At 67.6% G+C, this 14,449-nt stretch carries 15 protein-coding genes; 11 read left to right on the top strand and 4 right to left on the bottom strand.

Annotated features, from left to right (window positions below):
• Position 1 precedes the first annotated feature (1 nt).
• From yidC to WFH00_RS07370, 5 genes are read left to right on the top strand one after another with little or no spacing between them, the layout of a single operon-like run.
• The gene (yidC, locus tag WFH00_RS07390; protein WP_336660100.1) at positions 2–958 is read left to right on the top strand and encodes a membrane protein insertase YidC; all 957 of its coding nucleotides are present in this window, start codon (positions 2–4) and stop codon (positions 956–958) included.
• Between the two features lie 2 nt (positions 959–960).
• Entirely contained in the window at positions 961–1,464 is a 504-nt protein-coding gene (locus tag WFH00_RS07385) for a Jag family protein (RefSeq protein WP_336660098.1), read from the top strand.
• A gap of 40 nt (positions 1,465–1,504) precedes the next feature.
• Positions 1,505–2,152, top strand: coding sequence for a 16S rRNA (guanine(527)-N(7))-methyltransferase RsmG (gene rsmG, locus WFH00_RS07380; protein ID WP_336660097.1), 648 nt, complete (start codon positions 1,505–1,507; stop codon positions 2,150–2,152).
• Positions 2,145–3,062, top strand: coding sequence for a ParA family protein (locus tag WFH00_RS07375; RefSeq protein ID WP_336660095.1), 918 nt, complete (start codon positions 2,145–2,147; stop codon positions 3,060–3,062). The genes rsmG and WFH00_RS07375 overlap by 8 nt, the downstream gene beginning before the upstream one ends.
• Positions 3,063–3,064: 2 nt before the next feature.
• Positions 3,065–4,081 (top strand): ParB/RepB/Spo0J family partition protein, encoded by a 1,017-nt coding sequence (locus WFH00_RS07370; RefSeq protein WP_336660093.1) that lies wholly within the window; start codon positions 3,065–3,067, stop codon positions 4,079–4,081.
• A 145-nt stretch (positions 4,082–4,226) separates the two neighbouring features.
• On the opposite strand, the gene trxA is transcribed toward WFH00_RS07370, so the two are convergent.
• The 3 genes from trxA to WFH00_RS07355 form a co-directional block, all read right to left on the bottom strand.
• Positions 4,227–4,550, bottom strand: a complete 324-nt coding sequence (gene trxA / locus WFH00_RS07365) for a thioredoxin (RefSeq protein WP_336660091.1) — start codon at positions 4,548–4,550, stop codon at positions 4,227–4,229.
• Positions 4,551–4,591: 41 nt separating this feature from the next.
• The gene (gene trxB, locus WFH00_RS07360) at positions 4,592–5,551 is read right to left on the bottom strand and encodes a thioredoxin-disulfide reductase (RefSeq protein WP_336660089.1); all 960 of its coding nucleotides are present in this window, start codon (positions 5,549–5,551) and stop codon (positions 4,592–4,594) included.
• Between the two features lie 87 nt (positions 5,552–5,638).
• Complete coding sequence (locus WFH00_RS07355) at positions 5,639–7,933, bottom strand: DUF6049 family protein (RefSeq protein ID WP_336660087.1); 2,295 nt, start codon at positions 7,931–7,933, stop codon at positions 5,639–5,641.
• A gap of 53 nt (positions 7,934–7,986) precedes the next feature.
• Here WFH00_RS07355 and WFH00_RS07350 point away from each other — a divergent pair, with 53 nt between their 5' ends.
• The 3 genes from WFH00_RS07350 to WFH00_RS07340 all read left to right on the top strand — a co-directional run bounded on the left by WFH00_RS07350 (position 7,987) and on the right by WFH00_RS07340 (position 11,578).
• A complete protein-coding gene (locus WFH00_RS07350; protein ID WP_336660086.1) occupies positions 7,987–9,507 on the top strand; it encodes a CCA tRNA nucleotidyltransferase in 1,521 nt (506 codons plus the stop codon).
• Positions 9,504–10,388 carry a PIG-L family deacetylase gene (locus tag WFH00_RS07345; RefSeq protein WP_336660085.1) on the top strand — a complete coding sequence of 295 codons (885 nt, stop codon included), beginning with the start codon at positions 9,504–9,506 and terminating at the stop codon, positions 10,386–10,388. The genes WFH00_RS07350 and WFH00_RS07345 overlap by 4 nt, the downstream gene beginning before the upstream one ends.
• A 125-nt stretch (positions 10,389–10,513) precedes the next feature.
• Positions 10,514–11,578, top strand: coding sequence for an inositol-3-phosphate synthase (locus WFH00_RS07340; RefSeq protein WP_336660084.1), 1,065 nt, complete (start codon positions 10,514–10,516; stop codon positions 11,576–11,578).
• Between the two features lie 291 nt (positions 11,579–11,869).
• On the opposite strand, the gene WFH00_RS07335 is transcribed toward WFH00_RS07340, so the two are convergent.
• Entirely contained in the window at positions 11,870–13,060 is a 1,191-nt protein-coding gene (locus tag WFH00_RS07335; protein WP_336660081.1) for a glycosyltransferase, read from the bottom strand.
• 170 nt (positions 13,061–13,230) lie between these two features.
• Between WFH00_RS07335 and rpsF the strand changes: the two genes are divergently transcribed.
• Genes rpsF through rpsR form a run of 3 tightly spaced genes read left to right on the top strand, consistent with a single transcriptional unit; the run spans position 13,231 to position 14,445 of the window.
• Positions 13,231–13,590, top strand: coding sequence for a 30S ribosomal protein S6 (rpsF, locus tag WFH00_RS07330; protein WP_336660080.1), 360 nt, complete (start codon positions 13,231–13,233; stop codon positions 13,588–13,590).
• A 3-nt stretch (positions 13,591–13,593) separates the two neighbouring features.
• On the top strand, positions 13,594–14,136 hold the full coding sequence (gene ssb, locus WFH00_RS07325) for a single-stranded DNA-binding protein (protein ID WP_336660079.1): 543 nt from the start codon (positions 13,594–13,596) through the stop codon (positions 14,134–14,136).
• 48 nt (positions 14,137–14,184) lie between these two features.
• Complete coding sequence (gene rpsR, locus WFH00_RS07320) at positions 14,185–14,445, top strand: 30S ribosomal protein S18 (protein WP_017884085.1); 261 nt, start codon at positions 14,185–14,187, stop codon at positions 14,443–14,445.
• The last annotated feature ends 4 nt before the right edge of the window (positions 14,446–14,449 follow it).

Raw genomic sequence — 14,449 nt, 5'->3', positions numbered from 1 at the left:
GGTGGACTTCTTCGAAACAATCCTGTGGCCACTCCGCTGGCTGGTCGAGCTCGTGCTCGCCGTCTGGCATCAGGCCTTCACGTGGATCGGGATGGACCCGGCTTCGGGCCTCACCTGGGTGCTGTCGATCATCGGACTCGTCGTGGTGGTGCGTTCCGCGCTCATCCCTGTGACGGTCCGACAGATCAAGTCGCAGCGTCGCATGATGGATCTCGCTCCAGAGATGAAGAAGATCCAGGACAAGTACAAGGGCAAGAAGGATCAGTTCTCGCGCGAGGCCATGAGCCGCGAGACGATGGCGCTCTACAAGAAGCACGGAACCAACCCGTTCTCCTCGTGCCTGCCCATCCTGATTCAGATGCCGGTCTTCTTCTCGCTGTTCTACGTGCTGCGCCACGCAGCGTCGCGCACCGCGGGTATCGGCTTCATGAACCAGGAACTCACGGACAACTTCTACAACGCCAGCCTCTTCGGCGTCGCGCCCCTTCGCCTCAACTTCGGCGACGCATGGGCCCAGCAGAACTGGACCGTCATCATCATCCTCGGGCTCATCATGATCCTGATGATCGCGTCGCAGTTCTTCACGCAGCTGCAGATCATGTCGAAGAACGTCTCGGACGAGACCAAGAACTCGCCGATGTACCGCCAGCAGAAGATTCTGCTCTACGTCATCCCGTTCGCGTTCCTGTTCTCGGGCTTCACCTTCCCGCTCGCACTCAACGTCTACTGGTTCAGCTCGAACCTCTGGACAATGGGCCAGCAGTTCATCGTTATCCGCAACATGCCGACCCCGGGAAGCGATGCGTGGCGTGCGCGGCAGGCCCGTCTGAAGGCCAAGGGCAAGCTGACCGACGATGAGAAGCGTGCGCAGGCTCGCGGGGAAGAGATCGCTCCCCCGCAGGCGGGACAGCGCCAGCAGCCGATGGGCGCCAAGCGCGCGAAGAAGAAGGGCAAGTAAGCGTGAGCCTTGAGAACACGGCAGCGGAGGCTGCACCTGAAACGCTGAGCCTCGAAGAGCTCGAGGCCGAGGGCGACCTCGCTGCGGACTACATCGAAGGCCTGCTCGACATCGTCGATCTTGACGGCGACCTCGATATCGACGTCGCCAACGGCCGTGCGTACGTTTCAGTCTCGGGTGGCGGCGTCGACCTCGATCGCCTCGCGACCCCGGACGCCGTCCAGGCGCTGCAGGACCTGACTCGCCTGGCTGTTCAGGCGAAGACCGGCCGATTCTCGCGCATCATCGTGGACGTCGGAGGCTCTCGAGATGCGCGGGCGAACGAGCTCAAGCGCATGGTCGACGCGGCGGTCGCGCAGATCGCTGCGGGACGCAGCGAGGTTGAGCTCGAGCCGATGTCTTCGTACGAGCGCAAGCTTGTGCATGACACGGTGGCGGATCGCGGGTACCACTCCGAGTCGCGCGGCGAAGGCCGGGAGCGCCGTCTCGTCATTAGCGCGGCCTAAGGGCGGCGAGTGTTCCACGTGAAACGGCGGAGGCAACGCGATGCCTGAAGCATCGCTGATCGAGACGGAGCCCGCTGCTGCGGTGACCCTCGCGGGTGAGCGGGTCGACGTGCTGCGGGCGTTCGCGAAGCAGCTCGGCGAACGCGGCGAAGAGCTGGGTCTCATCGGCCCGCTTGAGGCCCCCCGCCTCTGGACCAGGCACCTGCTCAACAGCGCCGTACTCGCTCCGCTCGTTTCGCACGGCGCACGGGTGGCCGACATCGGCACCGGCGGGGGGATGCCGGGGCTCGTGCTCGCCATCATTCGGCCCGACGCACGATTCCTCTTCGTCGAGCCGATGGAGCGACGGTGCGTGTGGCTGCAGGAGCAGATCGATCTCCTCGGGATCGAGAACGCCGAAGTTCGACGTGGACGTGCTGAGGAGTTCCACGGTGCCTTCGAGGTGGATCAGGTCACCGCTCGCGCGGTGACGGCCCTCCGCAAGTTGATTCCCCTCACCGCTCCCCTCCTTCGCGATGGGGGCGAGATGCTGTTCCTCAAGGGGGCTTCGGTCGAACAGGAGATCGACGGCGCGAAAAAGGTGCTGCAAAAGCACCGCGTTCGCGACGTAACGGTGGAGGAACTCGGAACGGACCTCCTCGCCGAAACCACGCGAGTGTTTCGAGCTAAACTCGTGAGACATGGCTGATACGGATAAGTTGCCCGTTGGCGATCACCTCGTCGACAAGATGCAGCGACGGCGCAGACTCGCGGAAATCGTGTCTCCGCTGCCGGATTATCCGCGGATCATCACGGTGTCGAACCAAAAAGGCGGCGTTGGTAAGACCACGACGACGGTGAATCTCGCCGCCGCTTTGGCACGGCGCGGCGCAAATGTTCTCGTCATCGACCTGGACCCGCAGGGCAATGCCTCGACCGCACTGGGCGTGCCGCACCGCCCTGAGATCACGAGCATCTACGACGTGCTTCTCGGTGACGATGACATCCCGGATGCCATCCAACCCACGAGTGACCACGAAAATCTCTGGTGCGTACCCTCCACGATCAACCTCGCGGGAGCGGAGATCGAACTGGTCTCGCTCGTCGCCAGGGAGCAGCGGCTCCGCACCGCGCTCAATGACTTCCTCGAGTCGTCCGAGAGACGTTTCCACTACGTCTTCATCGATTGCCCGCCGTCACTCGGCTTGCTGACGGTCAACGCCTTCGTCGCCGCGGATGAAGTGCTGATCCCGATTCAGACCGAGTACTACGCGCTCGAGGGTCTGAGCCAGCTGCTCGGCAACATCGAACTCATTCAGAAGCATCTGAACCCGACGCTTCGTATTTCGACGATCCTGCTGACAATGTACGACTCTCGCACGAAGCTTTCACAAGAGGTCGCTGGGGAAGTTCGCAATCACTTCCCTGATCAGGTATTAACATCGGTTATTCCTCGCTCAGTACGCATCTCTGAGGCACCGAGCTATGGGCAGACCGTGCACGCCTACGACGCACCCTCGATCGGTGCGCTCGCCTACTTGGAGGCGGCGGCTGAGATGGCCGATCGGGGCGCTCGGAAGGCAGCGAGCACAGACAGCGATGAAGACGGAAAGGCATAAGCATGGCCACGAAAAAGCGGAGCGGCCTCGGGCGGGGAATCGGCGCGCTCATTCCGCAATCCGCGGAGGGTGCTGAACGGCCTGTCGACGTGTTTTTCCCGTCGAGCGGCGGATCGGCCGCAGCGTTTGCTGACTCCGCCGCGAGGCCGGAGTCAGCGCCGCAGGCGACTGAAGCGAGCGAAGACGCCTCGCTGCAGGAGGTTCCCGGAGCGCGCCTCACACGCCTCGATGTGGCGGACGTCGTACCCAACCGCTCGCAGCCGCGCACCGAGTTCGACGAGGAAGCGCTCGATGAGCTGACGCACAGCGTGCGAGAGTTCGGCGTCTTCCAACCGATCGTGGTTCGCGCGATCGAACCCCAGCCGGCGGATGGTCCGCGCTACGAGCTCATTATGGGTGAGCGCCGTCTTCGCGCGTCGAAGCGCGCGGGCCTCGAGACGATCCCCGCGATCGTGCGGAGCACCGCTGACGAACACATGCTCCGTGACGCGCTGCTCGAGAACCTGCACCGCGCACAGCTCAACCCGCTCGAAGAGGCGTCGGCGTACCAGCAGCTCCTCTCCGATTTCGGCATCACGCAGGAGCAGCTTGCTGAGCGTATCGGTCGATCGCGCCCGCAGATCTCGAACACGATTCGCCTGCTGCGTCTCCCCGAGCCTGTGCAGGCGCGCGTTGCCGCGGGTGTGCTTTCAGCCGGTCACGCGCGCGCGATCCTCTCGCTCGACGGAGACGCAGAGGCGATGCAACGCCTTGCGGACAAGGTCGTCAACGAGGGACTCTCGGTGCGTGCGGCCGAGGCGGTGGCCTCCGATGAGCCGAAGCGCCGCGCTCCGAAGGCGCGTGCGGGCGGTGTGCAGGCGCAGTTGGGCGAGATTGCGGATCGGCTCGGCGATCGCTTCAACACCCGCGTCGCCGTCAAGCTCGGCGCGAAGAAGGGCCAGATCGTGATCGATTTCGCGACGATCGCGGACCTGAAGCGGATTCTCTCAGACCTCGGCGATCCCGGCTTCGGCGCCTGAGCCTCCCAAAGCGTGAAGCCACGCTCTGGGCCTGAAGCAAGAACAATAGAGAACGGCCGGGGGGGGGGGGGTCGACCGGCGCCCCCCCCCGGCCGTTCTCAGTTCGCTCGAAATCGCGGTAGCGCGAAACGAGCGTTGAAACCTCTTAGAGGATGCCCTCGAGCTGCTGCTCGATCATGGGCTTCGGCATTGCGCCGATGATCTCGCGAACCTCTTCGCCGCCGCGGAACACCTTCATCGCGGGAATCGAGGTGATCCGGTACTGCGCTGCGAGGTTCGGGTTCTCGTCAACATTGAGCTTCGCGATGACGATCTTGCCCTCGTTCTCGGCCGCGATCTGATCGAGCACGGGCGCGACGGCGCGGCACGGGCCGCACCAGGCTGCCCAAAAATCGACCAGCACGGGCACGTCGCTCTGAAGCACGGCCTCTGCGAAATTCTTCTCGTCGACGGTGATGGCTTGTGACACGATGACTCCTTCTGAAAGTTGCTGCGTGGAAACTGCTGCGATTACGCGGAAGCCGTGGCGAGAGCGATCTGCTCGGCCTGTTCGCGATCCGCCAGGTAGTGCTCGGCATCGAGGGCAGCGACCGTGCCCGATGCCGCGGCGGTGATGGCCTGACGGTACGAGGGGTCGATGACGTCGCCCGCCGCGAATACGCCCGGCACCGAAGTGCGCGAGCTGCGTCCCTCAACGGCGATCGTGCCGTCGTCGGTCAGGTCGAGCTTGCCGTGCACGAGGTGGGTGCGCGGATCATTGCCGATCGCGATGAACAGGCCCTCGAGAGCGAGCTCGCGCTCGGTGCCGTCCGTCGTGTCGCGAAGCGTGACACCGGTCACCTGAGCGTCACCGTGGATGGCCGCGACCTCGGAGTTCCAAACGAACTCGATCTTCTCGTTGTCGAAGGCACGCTGCTGCATGATCTTCGACGCCTTGAGCTCCTCGCGACGGTGGATCACGTAGACCTTGTCAGCGAAGCGCGTCAGGAAGGTCGCCTCCTCCATCGCGGAGTCGCCACCGCCCACGACCGCGATCGTCTTCTCGCGGAAGAAGAAACCGTCGCACGTGGCGCACCACGAGACGCCGTGACCGGAGAGGCGATCCTCGTCGGAAATGCCGAGCTTGCGGTAGGCGGATCCCGTCGCATAGATGACGGTGTGCGCCTCGTGCACTGAGCCGTCGCCGGCGGTCACGCGCTTGATCTCACCCGAGAAGTCGACCTCGGTGATGTCGTCGTAGATGACCTCGGTGCCGAATTTCTCGGCTTGCTCCTGCATCTTCTGCATGAGGTCGGGCCCCTGCACGCCCTCGGGGAAGCCCGGGAAGTTCTCGACCTCGGTGGTGTTCATGAGTTCGCCGCCGATTCCGACGGAACTCGCGAAGAGGATCGGCTCGAGGCCGGCGCGCGCAGCGTAAATCGCGGCGGTGAAGCCGGCCGGACCGGATCCGATGATGATGATCTCGTGCATGTGGCTCCTCGCACACCTGGGGTGACAGCGCGGCCTTTGCCGCTCGGGGGGTATAACCCATCCTAAGCGCGGCCTATTCCTGCGCACTCAGTGTGCGAGGCGGCCAGCTGCCCTGAGCCGGCGTCGCCGGTGCACACTGCGCACGATGCCGAAGCCGAGGAGGGCAACCGCGAGCCCTCCGAGCACCCAGAAGGCGACGGTTTCGACGCCGCTGCGAATCGTGATCGGCAGTGTGCCCGTGAAGACGGTGTGGACGCCGTCGGCCGCTGTCACGCCGATCACGAGCCCCGATTCCCCGGACGAGACACGCGTGTGCACGGGCACCATGACGGCCTCGTTGGCCTCGGCAGGCACGAGCAGTTGAGGAAAGGTGCGCTCGGAGATGGCGAGGGCGGCCGATGCGGGCTGAACTTCAACGGTCACGAGCGCGTCGAACGGGAGAGCATTACGCACTTGTACCGGCACGCGCGTGGAACTCCCGACGAGCTGGATGTGCTCGGTGCTGAGCGCTTGCACGCCGCCGAGGAGTTCGGCGTCGCGCGCCCGGAAGCTGGCTGCGACGTCGGCGAAGCGGGCCTCGTCTTCGGCGTATCGCGTCGCGAAGAGCTCGAGCAAGCGGGTGCGCTGGTAGCCGCCGAGGTATTCGGGGTGCACCAGCACGGCCCCGACCTCGGCGACCGAACCCTCCCGGTTCGATGCGGCGCGCAGCAGTTCGAGGCGCTGCTCCGAGGTGCCCGAGGGCTGCAGCGTCGCCTTGCCGGCTCGCTGATCGTCGATCGCGGTGGGCTCGGCCCAGGCGAAATCAGCCAACTCATCGAGAAGGGCGGCAGGATCGGCAGAGTCTGCGACTGCTCCGCGATCAAGGCCGATAACGACGCCGCGCGACTCGCTCTGCGCATCGACGACGAGGCGGGCGGCGAGATCCGCGAGCCCTGAAGCGCGCTCCGTTTCGCTCGCAGCGCTCAGAGCGACTCGTGACGCGTCGCTCAAAGCCGCATCGGTGACGGTCGCGCGGTCCTCTCCGAGCTTCGCGCGCGGGCCGCCGGCGAGCGTCACACCGTCGGAGCTGAGCACGAGTCGGTCGATGTTCGCGGTGTCGAGCAGGTCGATCGTCGCAGCGTCGGCGCGCCCGCCGGCGGGCCAGGCCGTCGGAGCGCTCTCGGCGGGCCAGGCGCTGAGCTCTTCGAGATCCGGGGCGTTCGCCGGGGCGTCGCCGGGGGTTTCGGTGGGCTCCGATGAGTCGTCGGTTTCAGCGGATTGGTCGGTGCCCCCGCCGCTTGCGTGCGTGGCGCTATCGGCAGCGCGCTCTCCCGCGTCCGCTTCACTGTCCTGATCCGCGCCAACATTGCTGCCGCCCGTGGAGGTGCCGCCGTCCGCTGGCCAGCTGCCGAACCGCGTGATGAAATCGACGCTGGTCGGCCCGAGCAACGTCGTGAAGCCGAGTGCCGCCTGCGCCGAAGGGTCGGCGTCGGCGAACTGCAGTAGGAATGAGGGCAACGTCGTGGTCTCCAGGCGCTCGAGCACCTCCCGCGCGGCTGCCGGCGCCTCTTCACCATATGCGCGGATCCCGATGACCACGCGTGGGTCGATGGCGAGCGTCGCCTCCGCCTTCCTCGCGGCCGTGAGCAGGCGGTCCCATCGCGGGGCGAGCTCCTCGAGCTGCGGCCGCGTCGGAAGCGTGTGGATGTCGGAGGGCAGCACGAACGGAACGATGACGCTCGCCGGCACGCTCTGCATACCTGCGCCCTTCCAGACGAGCGGCGAGGTCGTGACGAGGTCCCCGGGACGACTGGCATCAGCGGCGGCGTCTGCGGCGGCGTCGGCACCTGCGTCAGCGTCCGAACCAAAGGTGACCGTCGCCCGCACCACATACGCACCTGCCACAGCACCGAGGTCGAGCGGCAGGTCCCGACGCGCCACCGTCACCGTGAGCGCCTGTTCCTCCCCCGCGGCGGTCGCACCGAGTTCCGCGGTCGCGACGGGAAGCGCGGTTCCGGGCAGCGGATCCGCCCCAGCGCCGCGCGGCTCCTCCGACTGAGCGCTCCACTCGTCGTCATCGGTGACCGGCCGCGAGCCGAGCTCGAGCGACACCGTACCGGCGGGGAGGTCCGCATCGCCGGTATTACGCAGCAGCACGCTGAACTGCACCTCGTCTGCGCCGACCTCGATCACGGGTTCGCTCGGCGCCAGCACGAGCTGCGCGTCGGGGGCTGGCCGATCCGCCGCCTCGTCGTTCGCAGCTGGGACAGCGCGCCCCGAAACCGCTGACTGACCGGCATCACCTGACACAGCGAGCGCGCCCACCTGCCCCGAAATCGCGAGCCCGGCCGCGAGTACCCATGCACCCAGCGATCGCGCGCGAAGACCGGGACGGAGGGGCATGCTGTCAAGTCTAGAGATCAGGAATGGGAGGGGGTTCCGGGTACCCTATGTGGATGCCCTCCCTCGCTGCATCCATGGACGCCCTGCGCGCCATCGCTGCTTCGGCGCCGGTCAAGGTGCTCGCTACCGCCTTCGCGGAGAGCGGCCACGAGTTCGCGCTCGTCGGCGGCCCCGTGCGCGACGCGCTGCTCGGTCGCGCGGTCACCGATCTCGACTTCACGACGTCGGCGCGGCCCGACGAGACGCGTCGGATCCTCGACGGGATCACCGGCAATGTGTGGGACGTGGGCCGCGACTTCGGCACGATCGCGGCGCGCGTGCACGGCGAGACGGTCGAGATCACCACGTATCGCGCGGAGATATATCGCGAGGACTCGCGAAAGCCCGAGGTGAACTTCGGCGACACGATCGAGGGCGACCTGGTGCGCCGCGACTTCACGATCAACGCGCTCGCGCTGATGCTCCCCGAGATGCGACTCGTGGACGTCTCGGGCGGCGTCGAGGATCTGCTGGCCGGGAAGATCCGCACCCCGGGCGCTCCCGAGGCGTCATTCACCGACGACCCGCTGCGCATGCTGCGCGCGGCCCGCTTCGCAGCGCAGCTCGGCTTCGAGGTCACGCCCGAGACGCAGACGTCGATGTACGAGCTGGCCGAGCGGCTCGACATCATCTCGGCCGAGCGGATCCGAGACGAGTTCGTGAAGCTGCTCTCGGCGGGCGACCCGGCGCCCGGCATCCGTCTGCTGGTCGACACCGGTCTCGCCGACCGCTTCCTGCCCGAGCTCACCGCCCTCGTCACGACGCAGGACGACCACGGTCGCCACAAGGATGTGTACGAGCACAGCCTCACGGTGCTGCGCCAGGCGATCGAGCTCGAGATCGCGCGCCGCGACGACGAAACCGCCGCGCCCGACATCGTGCTGCGCATCGCGGCGCTGCTGCACGACATCGGCAAGCCGGCGACGCGACGCTTCGAGCGGAGCGGGGTGACCTTCCACCACCACGACGTCGTGGGGGCGAAGCTCGCGAAGAAGCGGCTGCGCGAGCTGCGCTTCGACAACGACACGGTGAAGCGGGTGGCGCGGCTCGTCGAACTGCACCTGCGCTTCTTCGGGTACAGCGACCAGCAGTGGACCGATTCCGCGGTGCGGCGCTACGTGCGCGATGCGGGCGAGGAGTTGGACCGTCTGCACATCCTGACCCGCGCCGACGTGACCACGCGCAATCGCCGCAAGGCCGAGCGGCTCGAGCACGCCTACGACGACATCGAGCGGCGGATCGGGGAGCTTGCGGAGGCTGAGGAGCTCGCGGCGGTGCGACCCGAGCTCGACGGCGAGCAGATCATGGCGATTCTCGGCATCCCTCCGGGGCGTCTCGTGGGGCGTGCCTACAAGTACCTGCTCGAGGTGCGGCTCGATGAGGGGCCCATCGGCGAAGAGGCAGCGGAGGCTCGCCTGCGCGAGTGGTTCGCGCAGCAGGAGACCGCTGCAGGGCCGGCGGAGACAGCGCAGCCCTCGACAACAACACAGCCCACGGTGCGAGCAACGCCAGAAAACCCATCGGAGACATCGTGAGCACGACCGAAGCGAATCAGGATCCCACGACGTGGTTCGACGGGCGCGCACGCGTGATGTTCGTGCACGCGCACCCCGACGACGAGACGATCACGACGGGCGGAACCCTCGCGGCGCTCGCCGAGGCCGGCCGGGAGCCGCTGCTCGTCACGCTGACCCGCGGTGAGCAGGGCGAGGTGGTGGCCGGGCCGCTCGAGGCGCTCGTCGCAGCGCACGGGCTTGCGGTCGCCCGCCAGAACGAGCTGAAGACCGCGCTCGGCATGCTCGGCGTCGAGCGGCACGCCTTCCTCGGGGTCGAGCCGGCGCGGGCCGAGGGCGCTCCTCCGGTGATCTACGAGGATTCGGGTATGGTCTGGGGCCCGGACGGCCGCGCCACCGCGGCACCCGAGGCGGGGCCCGACGCGCTCACCTCCGCACCCGCGGTCGAGGCGCTGAACGACCTCCTCGCCGCCGCCTACCGCTCCGGCGCGCAGGCCATCGTGAGCTACGACGACGGTGGCGGCTACGGCCACCCCGATCACGTCTTCGCCCACCGCATCTCTCGCGCGGTCGCCCAGGCGCTCGACCTGCCGTTCTGGGAGATCGCGGTCGATGCCTATGAAAGCGGGGACCACGCGTCCGAGAGCACGATCGGCGCGCATGAGCGTGCTGGGGCGGTGGATCGAGGCGCGGCCGATCCTGCACCTGAGTCTGATGAGCCCGGCGACGCGCTCGATGCGCACGACGTCACGCCGTGGCTCCCCCGAAAGCTTGCGGCTCTCCGTGGATACGCCACACAGCTCACACTCGATGGTGAGGAGATCGTGCATGTCGGCGGGCAGCGCGAACCGGTGCGAGCCGTCGAGATGTTCCGCCGCGTCACTCCCCCGGCCGCGGCGTAGGCGAGCGGCCATCGGGGCGCCGAGCAGCACGCGGAGCATCCGCCTGAGCGGCGCTCTGACTTGCGGAGGCTAAACTACCGGGTTGGGCGCTCCTGCGCTCGAAACCCACGGAGAACAGAGGTGCCATGAGTGTGAAAGTAGCCCTTGCGGGTGTCGGGAACTGCGTAAGTTCGCTGGTGCAGGGCGTCGAGTACTACCGTGGCGTCTCCGACGACGAGCAGGTTCCGGGCCTCATGCACGTGCGGCTCGGCGGCTACCACGTCTCCGATCTGGAGTTCGTAGCGGCGTTCGAGGTCGACGCGGCGAAGGTCGGCCTCGACCTGAGTGAGGCGATCTGGGCGGGCCACAACAACACGATCAAGTTCTCGGACGTGCCGGAGCTCGGCGTGAAGGTGCTGCGCGGGCCGACGCACGACGGGCTCGGCGAGTACTACCGCGACGCGGTCGAGGAGTCGTCGGTCGACCCGGTCGACGTGGCGCAGGTGCTGCGCGACTCGGGCGCCGAGGTGCTCGCGTGCTACCTCCCGGTCGGCAGCGACGACGCGGTGAAGGCCTACGCGCAGGCGGCGCTCGACGCGGGCGTCGCGTTCGTCAACGCGGTGCCGGTGTTCGTGGCGAGCGACCCCGAGTGGGCGGCGAAGTTCGTCGACGCGGGCCTGCCGATCGTGGGCGACGACATCAAGAGCCAGGTCGGCGCGACCATCACGCACCGCGTGCTCGCTCGCCTCATGGAGAGCCGCGGCGTCGCGCTCGACCACACGTACCAGCTCAACGTCGGCGGCAACATGGACTTCAAGAACATGCTCGAGCGCAGCCGCCTCAAGTCGAAGAAGATCTCGAAGACGCAGGCGGTCACCTCGAACATCGACGTCGACCTCCCCGCCGACGACGTGCACATCGGCCCGAGCGACCACGTGCCGTGGCTCGAAGACCGCAAGTTCGCCTTCGTGCGCCTCGAGGGCCGCGGCTTCGGCGACGTGCCGATGAGCATCGAGTACAAGCTCGAGGTGTGGGACTCCCCCAACTCGGCCGGCACGATGATCGATGCGATCCGCAGCGCGAAGGTGGCGCTGGATCGCGGCCTCGCCGGTCCCGTCGAGTCCGCCTCCGCGTACTTCATGAAGTCGCCGCCGGTGCAGAAGCCGGATCACGCGGCGCGCACCGAGCTCGAGGAGTTCCTGGGCGAGTAGTGCTGTGTGCACACGGGCCCCGATCTGCGTTTGCAGGTCGGGGCTTCGTGCTTCCTGGTACTCCTGCGGTCCCAGTTTCTGCTCCTGCTCCTGCTGCTGTTGCTTCTGCTGCCCTTGCTCCTGCTGCTGCTCCTGCTTTCGCCCCCACCTGCTTCCGCGCCCGCACCGGACCTGCTCCCTGTCCGATCAGACAGTGGATAGCTCGTCGCGCGGTACAGATTCCGGGGTTTCGGCCCGTCTGTGGGGTTTTCCACTGCTTGACGGGCGCGCGACCCCGCAGCGGCGAGCCGGTCAGGCCCGTAGCCGCGCGTAGATCCGCTCGAGCTGCGAGGCGTGCGCATCCCAGTTGTGCGCGAGCGCGTGCTTCCGCGCACTCTCCGCGAGGCGCGCACGGGCAGCGGTGTCTCGGAGCAACCGCGCGACCGCACCCGCCCACTGCGCGGGATCGCGCCCCTCGACGTGCACCCCGGCGACCCCCGCGGGCGCGGCTTCAAGGAGCCCGGAGTGCGCCCCGGCGACCACGGGCGTGCCGCACGCCGCCGACTCGAGCGCGACGAGCCCGAAGCTCTCCGAGTGCGAGGGCACGAGCGCGACACTGCTCGAGGCGAGGAGCTGGGCGGCGGCCTCGCGATCCTGCGCCGGGAGAAAGCGCACCTGGCCCGCGATGCCGGCGCGCTCCGCGATATCCCGGAGCGAAGCCGCATACTCCTCCGCACCGGGGGTCGGCTCGCCCGCGACGACGAGCTCGCAGCGGCTCCAGAGTTCGGGATCCTGCCGCGCGATCTCCGCCGCGGCGCGCACGGCGAGATCCTGGCCCTTGAGGGGTTGCACTCGGCCTAGCACCACGATGCGGAGACGATCGGAGGTGCGCGCCGGATCGGGGCGAAACAGTGTGGTGTCGACCCCCGGAGGCACGATCTCGATGCGCCGGTTCTGATCGCCGAGGGCGCGGAGGACCGCGTCGCGCTCGTTCCGACTCACGGCGATGGTCTCGCTGTGGCGGGCGAGGAACTGCTCCGCCGCGAGGCGGGACGGTGGCTCGGGGCGGTCCCCGGGGGCGAGGCGCTCGTTCTTCAGGGCGGCGAGTGTGTGAAAGGTGATCGCGGGAGTGACGCCGCAACGTGCCGCCAGCGGCCCCGCCGCGAGGCCGCTCAACCAGTAGTGCGCGTGCACCGCGTCGAAGCGGCCGAGGCGCTCGAGGTCGCGCGAGAACTTGGGGAGCAGGCTCGGGAGCTCTTCTTTGCGTGCCGTCGGCGGGCCGACTTCGAGCGCGCGGAGTTGAGCGCCATGCGGATCCGCTGCGTCGAGCGGCCGCTCCCCCGGTGGCGCTTCCGCGCTCGCGCGCGTGATCGCCACGACCTCGTGACCGCGCCGCGCGAGCGCCCGGGCGGCCGCCGCCACCACGACGTTCATGCCGCCCCCGTCGCCCCGCCCCGCCACGGCTCCCGGTGACGTGTGGAGGGAGACCAGGGCGATGCGCATGCAGACAGCCTAGGGTCGGCGAAGACGCGGGTGCTCGCGCGGCCGCAAGGTGCTAAGCTATTGGGGTTGTCTACGTGCGGTGCAATCTGCCCGGCACGCAGGCACGATGCAAAACACCCTCCTGTCACAGAAATCCTGTGGCCGTGAAGTCCGAAGGAGGTGGGTCAATAATGCATCCGTACGAACTGATGGTGATCCTCGATCCGGGTATCGACGAGCGCACCGTGGCCCCCAGCATTGAGAAGTTCCTCGGCGTCATCCGCAATGCGGGCGGCGAAATCGAGAACACCGATATCTGGGGCAAGCGCCGTCTGGCCTACGAGATCAAGAAGCAGTCCGAAGGCATCTACGTCGTGGTGAACTTCACCGCTACGCCCGAGGCGACCGCTGAGCTCGATCGTCAGCTCGGTCTCTCCGAGGCCGTGCTCCGCACCAAGGTGCTCCGTGCAGACGAGCTCATCGCTCAGCGCGCAGCTCAGGCCAAGCGCGACCAGGCCAAGGCCGCTCGCGCTGCGAAGGTCGGCGCGTAGCTCATGGCCGGTGAGCCGCTGATCACAGTCGTCGGTAACCTCGTTGCCGACCCGGAGCCGCGTGTCAGCCAGGCGGGTAAGTCGTGGGTGACCTTCCGGATCGCCTCGACGCCGCGTGTGCGCGACCGTCAGTCGGGTGACTGGTCGGACGGCGAACCGCTGTGGCTCGGTTGCCGCGCGTACGGAGAGTACGCCGACAACATCGCCGCATCGCTCACGAAGGGCATGCGCGTCATCGTGCAGGGCCGCCTCACTCAGCGCAGCTACACCGATAACCAGGGGCAGCAGCGCACCTCTCTCGACCTCGAGGTCGAAGAGGTCGGTCCGTCGCTCCGCTTCGCTACAGCTCAGGTCGCTCGCGGCCAGGCGCGTGGCCAGGTCGGTGGCTTCGGGGGCGGTGGCGGTGGCAATCAGCCCGCCGGGCAGAGCAGCTGGGGTCAGCCCGCTGCTCCGCAGCAGCAGCAGGACAACCCCTGGACCAACTCGGGCCAGGGCGATTCCGGCGGCGGCTTCGGCGGCGGTTTCGACGACGAGCAACCCTTCTAAACTTCTTGATCCGGCCCAGCCGGAACGCATCACGAAAAGAGACCAATTATGGCAGGCAAGTCCAGCGGCGCAGGCCGCAAGCCGGGTCGCGGTAAGAACGCCAAGACCCTCGCACCCGCGAAGAAGCAGACCGTCGGCGTCATCGACTACAAGGATGTCGCAACGCTCCGCAAGTTCATCTCTGAGCGCGGCAAGATCCGCGCCCGCCGCATCACCGGCGTGTCCGTTCAGGAGCAGCGTCTCATCGCAAAGGCCGTGAAGAACGCCCGCGAGATGGCTCTCCTCCCCTACGCCGGTTCCGGCCGCTAAGGAG

Origin of the sequence: Leucobacter sp. USHLN153, assembly GCF_037145615.1 — a bacterium.
GTDB lineage: Bacteria > Actinomycetota > Actinomycetes > Actinomycetales > Microbacteriaceae > Leucobacter.
This window is presented reverse-complemented; position numbering and strand designations above follow the sequence as displayed.